The following is a 19,974-nucleotide window of genomic DNA, read 5'->3' on the forward strand; positions in this document are numbered from 1 at the left end:
AGAGAAACCGCTGCACGTGTAGCAGGTGGTGCTATCGCGAAACTAATACTTAAAGAACTGGGTGTCTCCATACAGAGTGGCCTTTGTGAGGTCGATGGTATCAAAGGAACCGTACAGGATTTTGAATATGCAAAAACTTCTAAAATGTATGCCCTTGACCCTGCACAGGAAGCCGTACAGGAAGCTGCCATCTTAGCAGCAAAAGATAACCATGATTCTGTAGGAGGTGTGGTACTTACTACGGCTACAGGTGTGCCCATAGGATTGGGTGAACCACTCTACTACAAACTTGATGCCATACTTGCAGAAGCGATGATGGGTATCAACGCAGCCAAAGCGGTAGAGATAGGTGATGGTGTAGCCAGTACCCACCTAAAAGGCAGTGAGAATAATGATGAAATTACCTTGGATGGTTTTACATCCAATCACTCGGGTGGCATGCTTGGCGGTATCTCCAATGGTGATACTATCATCGTAAAAACACACTTTAAACCTACACCGTCTATCTTTCAAGAGCAACAGACGATCACAACCCATGAAGAAGAAGTAAAATGTAACCTCAAAGGCAGACATGACCCTTGTGTTGCTATTAGAGGTGCTGTAGTATGCGAAGCCATGATGGCACTTACGCTTGCAGATATGACCCTACTTAACATGGGCAAAAAAATGGAACACTTAACAGCGCTTTACAAAGGGAACTGATGAGTCGAAAAAAATTAGGTTTTGGGGTACTTGTACTTATCATTGTTTCTGTATTCTACTACCTTAATCATACAGAAAATGTTAAAAACCTAACCACCCTACAAAAAGCAGTGAATGTACAACTTACTCAGATGCAAACAAATGGATTTATTGTCTCTAACAGAGAGTTAAAAAAAGAGACTGAACACTTTGTGATACAAATCAATGATCCTAAGAAAGCTGCTTTGTTTCTGACAGGAAAAGGCATACAGACAAGTATTGAAGAAGCAAAAGAACTCACAGGTATGCAACTTGGTGCTGATGTGGCTTACTCAAAAGACATGATTGCTTTAGAATTCTATCCTCTTACCCTGCCAACATATATAAAAGCAGCATTCACTACTGAAAATGACCAAAAAGTCTTAGCACAACTCGAAGATTTGATAAAGAACAAAGCATTCTTTATGCATGTCGATATCGTCCATAGCAGCACCATATTTACAGGTTATATCAAAGACATCAACGAAAAAGTAGAAGGGGCAAAAGAAGTCAAACTAACGCTGCAGGGACTTCAGTTTTCAGGAGAAGTAAAAGAAGAAAAAATAGTTAAATACATGCAGAAATTTAACACACTTCACCTCTATATGAGTGATGAACTAAATAGAACTATCACTGGTTATCAAAGTCATTATGCACTTACAGGAACAACTGCTTATGACTATACTACAGACTACCGTATAGAAAATATAAAAATAAATGAAACATCTGATGGTTCACTCTTTGCAGATACCATCTCACTATACTCAACCTCCAGTGTAACAAATGGACTGACTACAGAAACACTCAAAGCAAAGATCAACAATATTGACCTCCTCTTTGAAAAAGAAAGATTTGGCATGCAGACGTTAGACCTGGATATGAATATCAGTAATCTTGATCTAGATACTTTGGAGAAACTGCAAAAGACAGACCCGAATAAAGGAAAAGAGTTTGATGCACAGTTAGAAACACTCATTTCAAATAACATGCACCTTGATATAGCTAACCTTTCTGTTGACAAAGTAACACTTCATGGGAAAGAGATGAATGGATTTAGCGTTGATGCAAGATTGGATATAGATGAATCTTTAGATATTTACCGCTTGGGGATGAAACCTAAACATGCTCTGCATAAGATCGATGGAACTATCAACCTGTCACTCTCAAAAGAGATTCTTACTCTTCTAAAAGAAGACCCAAAAACTATGCTGTTCTATATGATGTATAGACCGAAAAGATCACTAGGTCAGAGAATCTATAATATCAACATCATGGATGGGGATGTAAAGATCAACGGTAAATCTTTAGAATTTTAATACCGGGTCATCCAGACCTTTTACTCTAAATGTTTTACGATGTACCTCACATCGATCATGTTTGAGTAATGCCTCCATATGGGCCTTTGTCCCATACCCCTTATGTTTTTCAAACCCATACTCAGGGTATTTTTTCGCCATCTCTATCATCTCTCTGTCATGCGTTACTTTTGCAAGGATACTTGCTGCACTTACTTCAGCCACTTTAGTGTCTGCCTTGATCATTGTTTTGATGTTGTCAACACCAAAACTGCTATTGCCATCAAAAAGATATTCCACTTCAAGCAAATGTTTTTGTATACTTTGTAAACCTTGTTGTAAACATTGAGAGATGCCCATCGCATCCACTTCTTGTGCTGAAAAAGAGACGATGTGATACTCAGAATTTTTAATGACAAGAGGATAAAGCGCTTCACGTTTTTTCTCAGTCAACTTCTTAGAGTCCATCAAACCCTCCACAGGATTCTTTAACACCACACCAGCAATCACTAAAGAACCGGCCAAAGGGCCACGTCCTGCTTCATCTATACCGCATAACGGCTTGTGTGTCATGAATCCACCCCTGACAAAAGAGAAAGAAATTCACTCCCATAGCGTTCAAATTTTACTTCTCCTATCCCATGTACTTCAAGCATCGCTTCTTTATCTTGGGGAACTTTTACACTCAAGTCTTTCAATGTTTTGTCTGAAAAAACGATGTAAGGAGGGATCCCTTTTTGAGAAGCTATCTGCGTACGAAGATCACGAAGCTTATCATACACTTCCGCGTCATAATCATCAAAATAAGTCACTTTCTTTTTGGTCTCTGCTTTTTGTACAGTCAGTCTCTCTTTTTTCAGTTCGATAGTATGGCCACCCTTGATGACTTCCACTCCAAAAGCTGTCAATTTGTATACTTTAAACTCACCTATCTCTACGGCATTCAATTCCAATAATTTATCCCCTATGGTTAACCACTGTGATTTACTGTACTCATCACCGATACCATAGACAGAAAGGGTATCATGCCCATTCTGCAGTACCCTTTGTTCTTTACTTCCCTTGAGTACATCTATTACATAGTGTAGCCCAAAGTTCTGTTCCGTTCGTAGAATAGTAGAGAGAAGCATACGTGCTGCAGTGGTGATATCTATCTTTTCACTTGCAGGTGCAGTACAGTTATCACACTTATCAACACAATCATCCATACGGTCATCAAAATAAGCGGCAACACTCTGATGCCTACAGTTTTCAGAATTAGCAAAACGTACCATGCTGTCAAGTTTGTTAAAAGCATGTTGTTTATAGGGTGTTTCAGGAAGATCTTCTATGAACATTTTCTGCTGTACAATGTCCTGTGCTGAAAAAAGTAGAAGTGTTTCAGACGCTACGCCATCTCTTCCTGCACGTCCTATCTCCTGATAAAAGTTTTCTAACGTCTTTGGCATGGTCATATGTACAACAAAACGGATATTACTCTTATCTATCCCCATGCCAAAAGCGATGGTGGCGACCACTATCTGCACTCTGTCTGCTACAAAATCTGCATAGGTTTTATTTTTCTCTTCTGTGGGCAGTCCTGCATGGTATGCTTTGGCTTCAATGCCTTTAGTTTGTAGATAATGTGCCACCGCTTCGGTAGACTTACGAGAAAGCGTATAAATGATCCCAGATTCGTCTGTATGGAGTTTTAAAAATTCCATCAACTGTGCCCGCCCGTCTTTGATGCGGTGCCTTGCGTTGATCGTCAGGTTTTCACGGAAGAGTGAACCTCTTACACGTTTAGGATCTTGTAATCCAAGGTTACTTGCAATGTCACTTTCAACTGCATGGGTTGCAGTAGCGGTGAAAGCTGCTATAGGTGTAGTAGCAAACTGTTCTTTGAGTAAAGAGAGGCGTCTATAATTCTCTCTGAATTCATGCCCCCATTCACTCACACAGTGTGCTTCATCTATGACAAAAAAGTTGATCGGAAGTTGATGAAGTAAATTTAGGAAGTAAGCATTAGTAAGACGTTCAGGTGCAACATACAGAAGTTTTACCTCTCCTGCTCTCAATCGTGCTTCTATCTGCTGACTCTCCTCTAGATTCTGCATAGAGGAGAGCATCTCTGCAGATATACCGTTGGCTTTGAGTGCTACTACCTGGTCATGCATGAGTGCAAGTAAAGGAGAGACCACTACAGTGATCCCTTCCATTAAAAGTGTAGGAAGTTGATAACACAATGATTTCCCGCCACCGGTAGGAAGGATCATCAATACATCCTGTTTTGCCAAGATAGCATCAACCACCTCTTCCTGTAAAGGTCTAAAAGAGCTGTGTCCGAAATAGTGTTCAAGGGTTTCTAATTTATTCATAGTAGAAGTGTATCGTGTCTTACGTCAAAGAAAGTAACAATATGTCATATTGACATATTTTTAATGAAAATTATACCCTACTCCCCAGACAGGATGAAAATAATTCTGCTCATTTTTTGGGTCTATTTTATTTTTAAGCCGGTTAATAGCGACATTGACAGCATTATCATTCACTCCGTCACCTTCCACACCCCATACCTCATCACGTAGGAAATCCCTTGTAAGTGATTTATCTATATGTTGCATAAATGTATGCAGTAGATTAAATTCAAGGTTAGTAAGAGAAACTGTATGTCCATCAACAGTAAGTGCTTTTTTGACCAAATCCATGGTAAGGTGCTTATATTTTATACGTTCTTGTTTTTGCAGAGCCCCTGAACGTTTAAGTAGGGCCTTGACCCGGAGTGTCAACTCTTTAGGAGAAAAAGGTTTACACATATAGTCATCACCACCTGCTGCGAAGCCTTCTTCAAGATCAGAATCTTTGTCTTGTGCAGTGAGGAAGATAACGGGGATATCATAACCTGATTCACGTAAGTGAGCAACAAATTCACTTCCTTCCATTCCAGGAAGATTACGGTCAACAAGCATCAAAGAAGGTATCTCTTCTTCTAGGAATTGTTCTACATTTTCAGTAGAGAGAAAACCGGTAACATCATAACCCTCTTTACTCAAATGATATTCTATGAGTTCTAAAATATCTTCTTCATCTTCTATAACAACAATTTCAATAGCTTGGTCTACTGTCTCATTTTTCATCTGTGCATTATATCACAGAGTATTTAGAGCTCTCCTTTAGAGTAATCCACCTATTCTTGCGAATATCAACTTTGAAGAAATGTCATCTAACCGATCTATAATCTTCGAATTCTTTCTAATAAATTTCAAAAGATTTAATATTTCTTCATTGATCACATGCTCTTTATGCATGACTTGTAAAGCATCTTTTTCTATCAAAGAGTAAATATCATCTGTTTTAGAATTTTCCACATCAATTTTACTTGCCAGATCTTTAAGTCTGTCTTTGTCTTCTACCTCATGAAGCATCTCTACTGCATACTCAAGAGCCTTAATGGTACAACGGTTGATAGAAAGTGATTCTTTTATCACACGTCTCACATCTTCTCCTGCCTTAGGATTACAAACTTCCATGTTTTTAATATAGTTCTTTTCATTGATCGCAATACGCTGTAAAGCAGAAGTGATCTTCAAGAAAGCAACCATTTCTCTAAGATCACTTGCTTCAGGAGTATACAGTGCAAAAATTCTCAAGATGAGATTATCAACCTCATCTACTTTTTTATTGATCAATTTCAGTGGTACTTTTACCTGTTCAAAACTTTTAGGATCGCACGCTTCAATTGCCTGTAGTGCTAATCTTTGAGATATCAAGAGATCTTCCAATATCTCTGCTGTCATTTCTCTTACTTCTGCCAATTTTTGTTCATTTTTACTTAACATTTCTTTTCCTTATCCAAATCTACCGGTTATGTAATCTTCTGTCAACTTCACTGAAGGATTCAAAAAGATTTTCTCTGTTTTATCAAACTCTATGATGTCACCCAAATACATGAAAGTTGTATAGTCGCTCAAACGACTCGCTTGCTGCATATTGTGTGTCACGATAGCAATCGTAATGTCTTTTTTAAGTTCCGAAAGGAGTTCTTCAATAGCTCCTGTGGAAATAGGATCAAGTGCAGATGTCGGTTCATCAAAAAGAAGGATCTCCGGTTTTAATGCCACTGAACGTGCGATACACAGACGCTGCTGCTGCCCACCACTTAATCCCATCGCACTCTCTTTAAGACGATCTTTTGCTTCTTTCCATATCGCTCCATCTTTCAATGCTTTTTCCACCATACCGTCAAGATCACCTTTATTTTTGATCCCTTGAAGTCTCAAACCATAAGCAACATTGTCATAGATACTCATTGGAAAAGGAGTAGGCTTTTGAAAGATCATTCCTATACGCTGTCTCAAGCCGATCAGTTCGTTCTCTTTTTGTAACTTGAGTATGTTTTCCATCTTTCCGGATTCTTGATTAAGAAGGTTTATCTTACCTTCATATTTAAAACCAGGGTAAAGATCGTGTATGCGGTTCATTGCACGAAGAAGAGTGGATTTACCACATCCACTCGGCCCGATCAGTGCCGTAATATTGTTCTTATAGATCGGAAGGTTATTCTTCTTTAGTGTAGGTTCCGGTGCTCCCGGATACGTAAAGAAAAAATCCTTCACATCCATCACTTTTGTTAATTTATTACTTTCCATACATTTTTCCTTAATGTTTATTACGTGTAAAATATCGACCAATAAGGTTGATTAATAAAACGATGACCGTCAATATGAATGATGCCGCCCAAGCTAACTCTCTACTCTCAGCATCAGGGTATGTTGCCAAATTATAAATACTTACAGTTAATGAAGGAAACTGGTCACTTAGATCCATCGTAAAAAATTGATTGTTGGCCGAAGTAAACAGTAAAGGTGCCGTCTCTCCGATAATCCGTGCAAAGGAGAGAAGAATTCCTGTTGTTACACCTACTTTTGCCGCTTTAAGAACGATCTGAACAATAATTTTATGCTTACTTCCACCCAGTGCAATACCTGCTTCTCTAAGTTCCTGAGGAACCAGCGCAAGCATATTATCTGTTGTACCTATGATAATCGGGATCATCATGATCGCAAGTGCTACTATACCTGCCCATCCGTTGAATGAGCCCACAGGATCAACCATCAACGCAAAAACAAACACACCTATTACGATCGAAGGTGCACTGGTCATTACATCACTCAGTGTCCGTATCAAAGAGGCAAATTTACTTCCATGACCATACTCACGCAAATAGATACCTGCTAATACCCCCAGAGGTACAGCAACCACTGTTGCTATAAGTGCCATGGTGAACTGACCTACGAGCAGGTTCCGGATACCACCTCCTACAAGGTCATTGGTAAATGTACTCAACTGAATACTTGCGATTCCCTTGTAACTAAGCGTGATCAATATCCAGAAGAGAAATCCAATTCCGATAAACGCTGAGATAGTTGAGAGTACCAACACCACTTTATTGAGTAACAATCGATTCATTTTCCCCTCCTCTTAATATTTTTTTCTGCCAAGAAAGTAGAATTTGGCCACGGCGATCACAGTAAAACTGACCAAGAAAAGGATCAATGCCAGGTAATACATGCTTGAAAGTTCAAGATCCTGTGCTTCAGCAAAGTTATTTGCAAGTAATACAGGTATGGAAGTCGTAGGATCCGTCACCTTTCCTGGAATGCTCATCACAGAACCGATCAGGAATGCCACTGCCATTGTCTCACCTAGTGCACGCCCCAAAGAGAGAATGATCGAACCGATAATCCCTCCTTTGGAGTAAGGCATGACCACATCTTTGATCACTTCAAATTTCGTTGCACCTATTGCATAGGCAGACTCTTTAAGTACATCCGGTGTAGTGTTCATAGAGTCACGTGTGATGGCTGCCATGAAAGGAATGATCATGATCGCCAAAACGATTCCTGCAGTCAAAAGACCTACACCATTACCACCAAATATAGATTGAACGATCGGTGCAAAATAAAAGAGTCCCCACATTCCATAAATGATACTTGGGATAGCTGCAAGTAATTCGATCGCAATAGAAAAAGGTTTTACGACCTTTTCCGGAGCAATCTCAGTAAGGAAGATCGCAATACCCATTGCAATTGGTGTCGCAAGGATCATCGCGATCAATGTACTCAATAAAGTACCGACAACAGGTATATACCCGCCAAAGATCCCGCCTTCATCATCTTCACCAGGTTCCCATATCTCTGTATAAAGGAAATCAAAACCAAATGTGTAGAGTGATTCCTGTGCAAGATTAAAAAGTACGGCGAAAATTCCAACAAGGATAAAAAACGAGAGTGTTGCAGAGAAAAAAGAAAAATTCTTAAAAAATTGACCGCCCATTATTTGCCTTCGTAATTATGTGATGGGGATTATAGAGAAAGTTGGTAACAATTCGATTACAAATTGTAATTACTTGGGTACCAACATCTAATGGATTTATACAATATAAATGTCAAATATCGTAAAAGTTTGTGTGATAAAAAAAGACTGGGGAGGGGTTAGACTTTATGTGAACTTTAGGGCAAAGCCCTAAAGGAAGTATCTCAAAACAAATTTATTTGATCTTTTTAGTTTCCCAGTATTTTCTGATCTCATCTTTAGTCGCTGCAGGAAGTGGTACATAGCCAAGATCTGTTGCTGCTTTATCACCATTTTTATAAGCCCAGTCAATGAATGCTGTTACTTGTTTATTTGTCTCCATTTTCTCTTCTGGAAGCAAGATAAATGTAGCCGCTACGATGGGATATGAAGTTGCACCTGCCGGGTCACCTATCACTGCATAGAAATCATTTTCAGCTGTCCAACTTGCATATTGTGCTGCATCTTGGAAAGATTTTAACGTTGGGTTAATGTATTGTCCCTCTTTGTTTTCTATCTGTGCTGCTGACAATCCTAACTTCTCTTTAAATGAATACTCAATGTACCCGATAGAGTTTTTGATCTGCTGGATATTTGCTGATACACCTGAGTTTGATTTACCTGCAACTACTTTTGCTGCTTTCCATGTAGGCTTTTTGCTTACTTTGATGTTTTCATCAAGTTTGTTCAAGAAATATGTAAAGTTAAATGTCGTCCCTGACTTGTCAGCTCTTACTGCTACGGTGATAGGCTCATGAGGAAGCTTAAGTCCTGCATTCTGTGCCACGATCTCTTTATCATCCCAGTGCGTTATGCTTCCGCTAAAGATACCAGCGATAGCTGTACGGCTAAGTTTCAATTCACCATCTTTCACACCATCAAGGTTATAGGCCAAAACAACAGAACCCACTACTGAAGGGAACATGTAAAGTTTATCTTTTTTAAGTGCTTTTGGCTTAAGTGGTTTATCTGAACCTGCAAAATCAACCATTCTTTTTGAGATAGATTTGATACCGTCACCAGAACCAGTTGGCGTGTAGTTCACTTGATTTTTAGTTTCAGCGAAATATTCTGCTGTCCAAGCTTTATATACAGGTCCGGGGAATGATGCTCCTCTACCTTTGATTTCATCAGCATTTACTGCTGTAAGTGCTACTGACGCTGCTACTGCTGCTGTAAGAATTGTTTTCAATGTCATTGTTTGTTTCCTTAAGAAATAAGTTATCCTCTAGGTCAGAGAGACTTGGGATTGGGCGAAGTATAAAACAACTTGGAAACATTTTGGTTACAGAATACTTCTAGTGGGAAAGGTATCGTTTTCGTTTTCTTAGCTGGGAAAATGTCTCTATGGCATGATAATGATGTACCATATAGTTTTCTATACTCACTTGCATTAGGCTATCCTGTAAGTGTAGTTGATCTCATCTATCAAATGATGATGTACTGCTTTCACTTTTTTATGTGCGTGAAAAAGCTGTTCCACCAGATCCCACTCTTCATAAATAATACTTACTGCCTCTTCTTCGTCTATAGAGAAAGTTTTAGTAAGTCTTTTAGCTAGTTTAGCTATCTTTTTATCTGATATTAACATTTCATCTTTCATGGTCTCTCCATTCATTAATGCCATAGTATACGTATGAGTGATAACATTTTTATAACATAGGAGCATCTCTATATTGAACTATCTGTAAGTATTATGATAAAAAAGAATGAAGTAATGACAATAATCATATCGCTGGTGTATCTGAGAAGAGATGCCCTAAAGCATACTACAGAAAAGTGATTTCATTTTAATAACATTATCATATATGATAAGTAACCATTTTGTTATAAACAATGTCTATTATTTCTATATAAAAATATCATGCCTATTTGAAGGAGTCTTTAAACATGCCGTATGAACTATAATTTACGTTTGATGAAGCGTAGAGATAGAAAACTTCTATCTCTTTAGGGTACTACTACTTTTTCTTCGCTTTTTTCTTTGATTTTTTAGCTGTTTTCTTTGCTACTGATTTTTTCTTCGATTTCTTTGATTTTTTTGCTACTTTTTTAACAGCTTTTTTCTTCGCTTTTTTAGCTTCTTTTTTCTTTACTGCTTTTTTAGCTGCTTTTTTTGCTGCTGCTTTCTTCTTTGCTTTTTTTTCTTCTGCTTTTTTTACTGCTTTTTTCTTAAGATCTTTTGCCATAGATGGGTCCTTGAATTAATTTTTTTAACCATATTATCTATATAATAGTAATATAATATAGTGATTATATAGTTTTTATATTATAATGTCAATACTATATATTTTCATTCTCAATATATGGTATTATTTTGGTTACAATTTGGATACAAAGGGATAGTGTGACATTTATAGAATTTAAAAAACAGCTACTTGATGCAGAGATCAGTCTGCCAAAATTTTCTAAACTCATTAAAGTAAGTGAAAAAAATATCCAGTCTTATAAAAAAAAGGGTGAAGTCCCTAACGCCATTGCTGTAGTGGCCACCTGCTTTGCACACATGCACCAAACAGGGGTAGATTATCGTAACCTCATAGAAGCACTTGGACTCGAAGCTAAAACCAAAAAAGGTGTAGGGTTCGCAAAAAAAGAAAAGGAAGATACTCTTCTTCATAAAAGCGAAAGTATTTAACGCACGATAACGTATTCTATATCTGTGATTTGTCCCTCTTCTATTTCATTGTATACATTCTCCATCGGTTCTACATTAGCATCTCTTCCGTAAATATAACTTTGTTCTTCCACCATGACTTTATAGCCTTTATTCAGAACCAGTGCCCGCTCTTTAGAAGGAAAAAGAAGCAGTGAGATATCATTATGCAGTTTTTCAATCATATCTTCTTTTATACTGCCATTGTCATCGAAGAATTTATCTTCGACCTCATCATTATTTCTAAACTCATTTCCGGAATGGTTATTTTGCAAGTAGAAACTATATTCATACTTCTCACCATGGTTCATATACACCACTAGAGGTTCTTTAGTACCGCTCAGTCCTTTTTGACTCCAATGATTCCAACCATAATCATGAGAGTCTTTGCGCGTACCTTCGAACTTTCGGGAAAAAGCAAAGGTAGAATCTGTTGTTGCTCCCAAGTGTGAATGGCAACCCATACACCCGATAGTCTCTTCATGGGTCTGAGGTCTAAGTTTGCCTTCTTTATCTTCTATAAACCCTTGATAGATCCACCCTATTTCATTTTTAAGGCCCTCTTCGTAGTTTCCTCGGAATAATGCAATTTTAGCTTCGCTACTGTCAAGAGCTAATGACTCTTTAGCTTCTGACTCGGCAGCTCTTTGTATCTCGCCATATGATTTCCACGCATACTTTTTAGCATAACGAAGTTCTTTCATTCTTGCAGAAAGTTCAATGTGTTCCTTATCATCATTCCAATCCAAATAACGTACTGAATGCAAAAATTCTGTATTTTCAGGGAAAAGTCCTGGAGCCAGATGTATTTTTTCTTCTTCAAGATAGCTTTTCGCCAGTCCGACATAACTTTCTATAGATGTTGAGATATATGTTGCTACTCCAAGTATGCCGTTATGATCTATATCTACACCATAATGGTTTTCATCAATGCCTGAAGACAAGATAATATCTTTTTGTTTGACCAAAGCTTCGACAATACTAAAATTAAGGGCATATACTTCTTTGTCAAATGTTTTATTTTCATCTTGAGTAAATGGTATGTCCAGTCGTATAAGTACATCATCCGTAGAACCATTTGTTGGCCAAAATGTTCCCAGAAATGGATAGTATCTAAAGGATCTCCACCCTGTATACTCTCCATCTTTATCTTTATCGAATCCTTCATCATCAAAATTAAAATAACAGTCAGGTCTATATCCTTCCCAGTCAGAAGGAAGCTCTTTTCCCAAAACGATATCTCTCTCTGAACTAAAATAGTTAGATTCTCTGACATAGTTTAATATCGTCATATCACTCATAGATGCCACTTGTGTACTTCTATCTTTAAAGAGATTTGTAAATGGATTTTTCATCACTTCAAATGGAAAATTATATTCTTTTTGAAGAAAGGTATCATTATAATAATTAGGAATATTCCCCTTGGTATGACAACTGTAACAAGAATTAGAAATCATGCCTGTACTTTCATCTTTTGTCTTTGTATAACACATCGAAGTGATATAGGCTCCCCTTGTGTTCACAATGTCATCATAACTAATATTATTCTCTGCTTCTAAGTTCTGAATATAACTCTGTTTGACATCTTCTATCAGTGTGGATGTCGTAGAGTTATTGCCACAACCTATAAATAGTGGAAATAGTGTAAATAAAATAGTGTTCTTATGCATAGTTGTCCTAAAAATATATTTATGTACCATCTTGATGATCTCAAGATGGTACATAGATCTCATTGATTTACAGCTGTTATTTAAAGATGTCTGCTGGAAGTCCATCAAAATATCCGATGGTAGCTTTCAGTTGATCATCTGTTGCACCTTCGATAAGTGCTGAATTTGGTTTAGAACCATCCGCTGCTTTTGGATTATCTTTGAAAGGATGTTGTGTATTGATAAGAAGGATACCCTTATCACCTATTATTCCTGTATCAACACCTGTAACCTCTCCCCCGATAGGAAGAGAAGCGATTCTTGTCATTGTTTCTGTTTCTGTATTGTACGCCCAACTCATGTTGTTTACATGTTTTGTTGTATCTTCACTGATAAGCAGTGTATTATGTCCAATGTATGTGATATTATCTGGGTTGGAAATACCGTATGGGTGACATGTCCACTCATCAGCATATTCTTCACCAACAACTAATGGCTTACCTACAACAATAGCTTTCATGGATGTGGCACTGTAGCTACCGTCTAAAACCAGCTCATACACAGCACCACAAGAGTTAGACTCAAGTCTAATATCATTGGTCGGTTCCTGTCCCTTATAATTGTCTTCCATACTTTTTGCAATTTCACTCATAGATACATAAAGTACATTCTTATCAGCATTATATGTCAGTCCTTCTTCTTTTCTAAACTCAATTGTTGCACCTTGAAGAGCTGCGTATTTTCGAGTTTCAAGGAATGCAGCTGCTTTTTCTTTTCCACTTTTAAGGGTTATACATTCCAGTGTGCTATCTTCATAAATTTTTGTTCCTGTGGCACAGGTACCATTTTCATCAGGTTTCGCAATGTCAAAAATATCTGTTATCTTCATTTTAGAGTCGATCATTGTTTTGATCTCACTGTCTGATGCATGACCAAGTGTTATCCACGAAAGATCAAATGCTCCACCATTTTGGTCTGAAGTTTGTACCACTTTAGCCGCATAAAGTGTTCCTTCCCAGTCCGCTTGGAAATCTGTTATCTTTGTATCAGATACAAATTTCCATAAACCTTTAGCTGTACCATCATCAGACATATATACTGTTTTACCATCAGGCATCATTGTTGCGAGTTCTGGTGTGTATTTACCTGTAACGTAGTGTTTTGCTGATTTTGTAGACCCATCAGCTTGAGGCTGTACTTCTACAATGTATCCATAGTTATAAGGAGAAAAACTATCTCCGTTATACCCATTGTTTTTATCAATATTCGCATCACCTAAATATTTATTCATACCGTCAACATACGCACAAAATCCAGAACTTTCACCTGAAGTTAAAGTTCCACTGCCATCCAATGCACAATCATGATAAAAAGGTGAAGTCCTATCAGCAAAAATAGAATTTAGTGCATAATCTTCTTCTCCACCTAAGTGCGAGCCATACGTTGTTTTTGAACTTGCACAGTTAATGATCGTTCCGCCCATTGCTGAAAGATCTACAGGTTTCGTATCTACAGCTTTAAATAGACCGTTCTCAACGGTTACTTCTGTATTATATAGTTCACCAGGAGCCTCTTCCATATGTGTCACCAAATAATGTTTACCGCCCACCTCGATAAGTGAATTACCATCAGGTCCGTCAGAGATATCTTCTTCTCCACCCTTTAAAATAGGATCATCATTAATATCTGTCATTAGTCCCAGTTTACCATTACCGATCTCATCACCCATTTTTGCCAATACTTTATAACTAAGAGGATATTCCTTACTTGTATCATCACTGTAAGTTACGGTAAGTGTGTCAGAGACACGCATAACTTTTTTTTCATCATCAGTTGAAGAAAGTGCCACAGGTGAGAAAGTAATGCTTTTTACTTCTGCTACCGTCTGCTCTGAGTCACTACTACTATTGCAACCAACTACCGTGAATCCTATCGCTACCAATGTAGCCGTTGAAATCCAATTTTTAATCATTTTGTATACCTTATATAAAAATTTTACATCGGAAGATTAACGGGAAGGGATAACAAGGAAGGAACAGAATGGCTATAGTTTGGTAACAGGAAGAAAAAAAGCTTATATGGCTGTGGCTACTGGAACTTATATCCTATACCACGAACAGGGAGGATGTATTCTTTTGCATCTTGTGGATCTATTTTTTTCTTCAGACGATTGATGGTGACATTTACCGTACGTTTTTGGGTACCTTCATTATCATTCCATATATTCTGAAGCAGGTATTCTCTATCGAGTGCTCTGTTTTTATTTTGGATAAACAGACTAAGGAGTTCAAACTCTAGTTTGGTCAATTCGACTTCATTATTTTCTATGTATGTTTTTCGTGTATTGAAATCCATCACAATGTCTCTTCCTCTTAATCTTTCATGTTCTATGGAGCTTGTACGTCTCAGTATCGCTTTCACACGATACAGAAGCTCATTAATGTTAAAGGGTTTTCTTAAGTAATCGTCACCACCACGAATAAACCCTTCTTCTATCTCATCATCTTTATCCTTTGCAGAGACGAACATAACAGGGGTAGTCACACCTTTATCACGAAGATAAGCGACAAATTCGCTTCCTTCTACACGAGGAAGTGTCCGGTCAACAAGCATCAGGTCCACACCTTGTTCCAGCATGGCTTCCACTTCTTTTGTAGAAGTAACCCCTATAACTTTATATCCTTCTTTTCGAAGATGGAATTCTTCAAGTTCAAGTAGATCTTCATTGTCTTCAATGATTAAAATAGTGGCGATAGGGTCGATGTTGCTATCCATTGTAAAACCTTTATTATCTATATCAACTTTCATCTTTTAATACCTGTACGAAGCTTCAAAAGCAAATGTTCTTCCTTCTTTGTACCTGTCTGTAATGAAGTTATCTCTTGCAAAATCTTTAGAAGTGCCCTCGCCTTTTAACAATGATCCTCCATACTTATACCAAGTCGTCTCTTCATCAAGTAAATTTCCAAACTTGACTTTAAGGTCAAATCCATTACCCAGTTTTTCCTTCCATACTATGTCAAGTACCTGAGGAGGTATTTCGTATGTATCAGGTATACCTTTTGTGACATCTGTAGTAGGAATATCTTTGTACCCGATCTTTCTGATCCTTTCGCCCATCTTGTTATACGCAATAACAACAGATCTATCCTCTATCTCATACTCAAGTGCCAAGTTCAATATATGCTGAGAAAGTCCTTGCAACTGTCGATCCTCTGTTGTAAACTTTAATGCCTGTTCTTCTGTCAGGGTCACTTTCGAATCCAAATAACTATAGTTTCCTGACAGATAAAAACCAGAAAGTGAATCGGTTAAAAATCCAAGACCCGTTCTCCCATCAACTTCAATACCATAGATCGTTGCCTTATCACTGTTTATAAATGTATAAACAGAAACGTCTTCACTGGCTGATTTTATCTCTGCATCTTCTATAGGATCGTCCATTTCTTTATAAAATCCACCCAATTTCACAAAACCATTGTCACTAAAATAATAACTATACTTCAAATCCACATTAGTGATCATTGTTGATACCAGCTCTGGATTCCCCTTGATATCGATCCTTTTTTCAGTTGGTGCAACGATAATAGCATCAGCAAACTCTATCAAGTCAGGCATGACATAGGTTTTAGATGCAGCAAAGTCAATATGATTATCTTTATTGTACTTATATCTCAAAGAAAAACTTGGAAAATATTTATCCAGTTCAATAGAATCTGATGTATTGTTTACTGGATTAATAGGATCTATTGTACTGGTGGTCTGGGTAATATCTGCATATCTTATCCCTGCTATCATCTCCAACTGATCATAAGGATTCATAAAGAATTTGGTATATGCATTTTTATGATCTACAGATGCCTTTATATTCGCACTGTTATTCAGTGGTGATTCTTGAAATGTCAGCGTACTTTCATAGTTATCAAGAAGTGTTTGTATATCCCCAATATAGTCACCATTACTGTCTCTTTGAACATCACTGATCTCACTTCTTTCTATAAATCTACCTGGTGAGCTTGTAAAATCACGTGTTTTTTTATTTTTACTGATACCTACTTCAAAATAATCCTCTTCACTAAAAAGAGGCGTATCAAATCTATTTGTTAAATAATAACTATCGATCACATCCTCAGACCTTTCATCTCTACTATTCAAATTTGGTACACTTGAAGGCAAACGTCTTCCTGTAGTACACTGAGGTGTCCCGATTAAATGTGCCGGACAATCTTCGAAAACATACTCCATTGTATTAGGATTACTAAAAGTGGAAGTGGCTCTCTGTGCACCAAAATTCAATTTTGAAGCCAAGTCAAAAGCTTGATAATCAAATTCGCCATTGAGCTGATCGACATCCAAGGTTTTCTCGACCCATCTTAAAGTGTAGGTGTAAGTTGTAGGGTCTGATCCACTGACATCATCAATGATCCTATAAGAAACACTATCCTCTCCTTCATGTGTATAGAGTTTCGTATAGTTCAATTTGAATACATCCAGATAGTTATATCCTAGATCAAAAACTCCTCCATGCGCATAAGTAGAACTTGATGACTCTGTAGTCGTTGTAGTGAGCGGCTTTACGTAGTAAGGTCCATAAATAGCTGTGGGAGGTGATGTAGTGAAATCTATCCCAAGAGTCTCGCGAGTCATATCCATAGTAAACTGTTCTAGTACATTTGCTTCATGTTTTTGCGCATACCTATAGGTTCCAAACACACTTATCTTATGATCTTCATCAATCGTATAACTTTTTGCTGCTTCTATCTTTCCGCCGAAATTGACTGGTAATGAGTCATTAGGCGTGGTAAAATCTCGTTTAAAATACGCTTGAGTAAATGCACTCTCTGACAGAGAAGATGAAGGGCGTTCCCAGTAACCATCATCATACCCTGTCCAATCTTTAGATCCTCCATTCTGTGAGATAACACTATCACCCGTATTACTATTGCCTCCCATGCCCAAAGTGATCTTGATAAAGTCATCTGTGACACTTTGCTTAGTACGGATATTGATATATCCTCCACCAAAAGCGGCTGGTATATCAGCTTCTCCACTCTTCTGTATTTTCATCGCTCCAATAACACTAGAAGGGAAAATATCCAAAGGAACCAGTCTTTTGAGAGGATTCGGACTTGGCAGAGGCATAGAGTTCATCTCTATATTGCCATATCTGTCTCCTAAACCTCTGACATAGACATCTCCACCTACAAGCGTGATCCCGGAAGCACGTTTAAGTGCTGCCGCAGCTGAGCTATCCCCTTTTTTGGAAAAAGCTTCCGCACCGATGATATTGGCTATAGAGTTCGTATTTTTCTCTTCAGCGATCACATCCCCAATGCTCCCCTCTACTTTCGGAGCCAATACCACATACTCTTCCAATTCCATACTTGCCGGCGTAAGCTGTACGGTTCTTGAAGTAGTACCATCTTTTTTTACTTGGATATTCCCTACAGTCTGTGCACTATATGCAGAATGCACAACCGAGATACTCAGGTTTTTCCCTGAAGGGACTGTTGCTGAGAAACGTCCATTGGCATCGGTTCTTGTATCCACAGCAGTACCGCGGACAAATACTCTGGCCCCAGAAATTGGTTTTCTTCCCTCTGATGAAATAACCATTCCTTTCAAAACACCAGTACCTGTAGATTGTTTCACTTCTTTTTCTTTCAGCGAACCAGCTGCAACAGGTGTATCGATATCTATACTGTCATAACCGATCTTCGTAAGTGTCGCGATCACTTGTGTATCTCTTCCTTCTTTAATGAGAACTTGTTTTTTAAAGTATCCCAAGTTTGTCCCATCTGCATCTTTACCATAAATTTCTATCTGATGTGTACCCACAGAAAGAGGGACTTGTACAGACCCGTCTTTATCTGTCTTATATACGCTTTTCCCATCCAGTTTTATTTCATTGGCAACAAGAGGTTTACCGTTGCTGAAAAGCAATACAGATATTGAACCCTGGGTAGGCTTTTGGGCCAAAAGTAGCGAAGGTACTATCATTATAAGTAGTAGCTTAAGCAATCGTTTCATCTATATACACTCCAAACTGTTATTTTTACATTTTTCTATATTTTTACGAATAACCGTTGCTTTGGAAAAGAGTGCATCGTCTTGTATATTTTTCAATTGTACTTCTGCTTCATCATAATCTTTGACAATATAATATGCATAGGCAAGTGCATAACGCATATTGTCATCTTCAAGCAATCCATATCGGTTGAGTGCATCTTTGAGACCGATGATTTTTTCAAATTCACCCCTGTTTACATAGATCGCTACTTTTTGTTTGGTTTTTTCTGCATTATCACTCATTTTTGAATTTAAATAGAGTGCATGAGACAGTGCCCCGGCTCTTCTATACATCTCTGAGGCTTCTTTAAGATATTTTTTATCATAGTAAGACCCCTGTTCAAAAAGATGTGCTGTAGTATAAGGCATATCTTTTTGGTTGTAATAATGTCCCAAAAGTATATGTATCTTTGCAGAAACAGGAAAACGCATTTTTGCTTCTTCCAGTATCTTAACTGCCTCTGCGGACTCCCCCGCAGTGAAAAGCATTTGCGCTAAAGAAATATACTCTTGTGCATTGGCAGGTACTTTTTGCATATAAGCCTTTGCTGCAGTAATGGAAGCCTGATAAAGTGTAAGTTCTGCAAAATAGTAAAACTTTTGTTTTAACAAAGTCGCATCTTTTGAAAAAAGTTTAGTCCCTCTACTGAGTGTTGCAATCGCAGATGCTTTTTGTCCTGCCTTCCAATAACATTCAGCCCGAAGCGTAAAAAGAGCTGCTCTTTCACGGCCCTTTTCCCCAGCAGCATCCAAAGCTTCTACGGTATGAATATATTGTCCGTTTCTATAGTACGCTTGTGAAAGGTAGATATAGAGCTCTTCTATTTTCTCTTTTCTCAGTTTTTCCGGATCATAGACCGGAACAACTTTCTTTGGTTCTTCTATTTTCTCTTTATTTGAAAAAAGCGTAAAAAGATATTCTCTTTTTTCTTTTTCCTCTCTTGGGGCCTGATATATTTTTTTTCGTGTAAAAACAATAGCCTGATTGAGTTCAGCAATAGACTGCGTATACTTCTCTTCTTTCAGAAAGATAATGCCTCTCATCGAGTGGTATTTCATCCAGTCGATGTTTGTATGTGAATCTTTCGCCTTTTGAAGCTCTTCGAGTGCTTTCTTATAATTCCCGTCATAGAACATAATAGTCGCTATCTCAATATGGTTTATAGTTTGTTCCTGTGCTTCTTCAGCGATAAGAACAGAGTTACTTATGAAAAACACCCATAATATTATTAATAATTTTTTAAACATCATT

18 protein-coding genes are annotated in these 19,974 nt (G+C 37.8%); 3 read left to right on the forward strand and 15 right to left on the reverse strand.

Features of this window, described 5'->3' with window-relative positions:
* Both aroC and ABYK33_RS04015 read left to right on the forward strand, forming a co-directional pair.
* The coding region (aroC, locus tag ABYK33_RS04010) for a chorismate synthase (protein WP_373031676.1) at positions 1 to 702 on the forward strand (702 nt) is incomplete at its 5' end.
* Complete coding sequence (locus ABYK33_RS04015) at positions 702 to 2,036, forward strand: hypothetical protein (RefSeq protein WP_373031677.1); 1,335 nt, start codon at positions 702 to 704, stop codon at positions 2,034 to 2,036. The genes aroC and ABYK33_RS04015, both read left to right, overlap by 1 nt.
* On the opposite strand, the gene ABYK33_RS04020 is transcribed toward ABYK33_RS04015, so the two are convergent.
* The 10 genes from ABYK33_RS04020 to ABYK33_RS04065 form a co-directional block, all read right to left on the reverse strand.
* Positions 2,025 to 2,588, reverse strand: coding sequence for a ribonuclease HII (locus ABYK33_RS04020; RefSeq protein WP_373031678.1), 564 nt, complete (start codon positions 2,586 to 2,588; stop codon positions 2,025 to 2,027). The two genes, ABYK33_RS04015 and ABYK33_RS04020, sit on opposite strands and share 12 nt — an antisense overlap.
* Positions 2,585 to 4,372 (reverse strand): DNA helicase RecQ, encoded by a 1,788-nt coding sequence (gene recQ, locus ABYK33_RS04025; RefSeq protein ID WP_373031679.1) that lies wholly within the window; start codon positions 4,370 to 4,372, stop codon positions 2,585 to 2,587. The genes ABYK33_RS04020 and recQ overlap by 4 nt, the downstream gene beginning before the upstream one ends.
* Positions 4,373 to 4,432: 60 nt before the next feature.
* Entirely contained in the window at positions 4,433 to 5,131 is a 699-nt protein-coding gene (locus ABYK33_RS04030; RefSeq protein ID WP_373031681.1) for a response regulator transcription factor, read from the reverse strand.
* A gap of 36 nt (positions 5,132 to 5,167) precedes the next feature.
* Positions 5,168 to 5,833 (reverse strand): phosphate uptake regulator PhoU, encoded by a 666-nt coding sequence (locus ABYK33_RS04035; RefSeq protein WP_373031682.1) that lies wholly within the window; start codon positions 5,831 to 5,833, stop codon positions 5,168 to 5,170.
* A 9-nt stretch (positions 5,834 to 5,842) separates the two neighbouring features.
* A complete protein-coding gene (gene pstB, locus ABYK33_RS04040; RefSeq protein ID WP_373031683.1) occupies positions 5,843 to 6,643 on the reverse strand; it encodes a phosphate ABC transporter ATP-binding protein PstB in 801 nt (266 codons plus the stop codon).
* Between the two features lie 10 nt (positions 6,644 to 6,653).
* Positions 6,654 to 7,463: a phosphate ABC transporter permease PstA gene (gene pstA, locus ABYK33_RS04045; protein WP_373031685.1), complete on the reverse strand. Its 810-nt coding sequence runs from the start codon at positions 7,461 to 7,463 to the stop codon at positions 6,654 to 6,656.
* Positions 7,464 to 7,475: 12 nt separating this feature from the next.
* On the reverse strand, positions 7,476 to 8,330 hold the full coding sequence (pstC, locus tag ABYK33_RS04050) for a phosphate ABC transporter permease subunit PstC (RefSeq protein ID WP_373031687.1): 855 nt from the start codon (positions 8,328 to 8,330) through the stop codon (positions 7,476 to 7,478).
* 214 nt (positions 8,331 to 8,544) lie between these two features.
* On the reverse strand, positions 8,545 to 9,546 hold the full coding sequence (gene pstS, locus ABYK33_RS04055; protein ID WP_373031688.1) for a phosphate ABC transporter substrate-binding protein PstS: 1,002 nt from the start codon (positions 9,544 to 9,546) through the stop codon (positions 8,545 to 8,547).
* Between the two features lie 195 nt (positions 9,547 to 9,741).
* The gene (locus ABYK33_RS04060) at positions 9,742 to 9,951 is read right to left on the reverse strand and encodes a hypothetical protein (protein WP_373031689.1); all 210 of its coding nucleotides are present in this window, start codon (positions 9,949 to 9,951) and stop codon (positions 9,742 to 9,744) included.
* Positions 9,952 to 10,309: 358 nt separating this feature from the next.
* The gene (locus ABYK33_RS04065) at positions 10,310 to 10,537 is read right to left on the reverse strand and encodes a hypothetical protein (RefSeq protein ID WP_373031690.1); all 228 of its coding nucleotides are present in this window, start codon (positions 10,535 to 10,537) and stop codon (positions 10,310 to 10,312) included.
* Positions 10,538 to 10,695: 158 nt separating this feature from the next.
* Here ABYK33_RS04065 and ABYK33_RS04070 point away from each other — a divergent pair, with 158 nt between their 5' ends.
* Positions 10,696 to 10,986: a hypothetical protein gene (locus ABYK33_RS04070; RefSeq protein WP_373031691.1), complete on the forward strand. Its 291-nt coding sequence runs from the start codon at positions 10,696 to 10,698 to the stop codon at positions 10,984 to 10,986.
* On the opposite strand, the gene ABYK33_RS04075 is transcribed toward ABYK33_RS04070, so the two are convergent.
* The 5 genes from ABYK33_RS04075 to ABYK33_RS04095 all read right to left on the reverse strand — a co-directional run bounded on the left by ABYK33_RS04075 (position 10,983) and on the right by ABYK33_RS04095 (position 19,970).
* Positions 10,983 to 12,674, reverse strand: coding sequence for a hypothetical protein (locus ABYK33_RS04075; protein ID WP_373031692.1), 1,692 nt, complete (start codon positions 12,672 to 12,674; stop codon positions 10,983 to 10,985). The two genes, ABYK33_RS04070 and ABYK33_RS04075, sit on opposite strands and share 4 nt — an antisense overlap.
* A 76-nt stretch (positions 12,675 to 12,750) precedes the next feature.
* A complete protein-coding gene (locus ABYK33_RS04080; protein ID WP_373031693.1) occupies positions 12,751 to 14,625 on the reverse strand; it encodes an alkaline phosphatase PhoX in 1,875 nt (624 codons plus the stop codon).
* 116 nt (positions 14,626 to 14,741) lie between these two features.
* Entirely contained in the window at positions 14,742 to 15,461 is a 720-nt protein-coding gene (locus ABYK33_RS04085; protein ID WP_373031694.1) for a response regulator transcription factor, read from the reverse strand.
* A gap of 3 nt (positions 15,462 to 15,464) precedes the next feature.
* Complete coding sequence (locus tag ABYK33_RS04090; protein WP_373031695.1) at positions 15,465 to 18,683, reverse strand: carboxypeptidase regulatory-like domain-containing protein; 3,219 nt, start codon at positions 18,681 to 18,683, stop codon at positions 15,465 to 15,467.
* Positions 18,684 to 19,970 (reverse strand): tetratricopeptide repeat protein, encoded by a 1,287-nt coding sequence (locus tag ABYK33_RS04095; RefSeq protein WP_373031696.1) that lies wholly within the window; start codon positions 19,968 to 19,970, stop codon positions 18,684 to 18,686.
* Positions 19,971 to 19,974 lie beyond the last annotated feature (4 nt).

This window comes from Sulfurovum sp. (genome assembly GCF_041562805.1).
In the GTDB taxonomy this organism is placed as follows: Bacteria; Campylobacterota; Campylobacteria; order Campylobacterales; family Sulfurovaceae; genus Sulfurovum.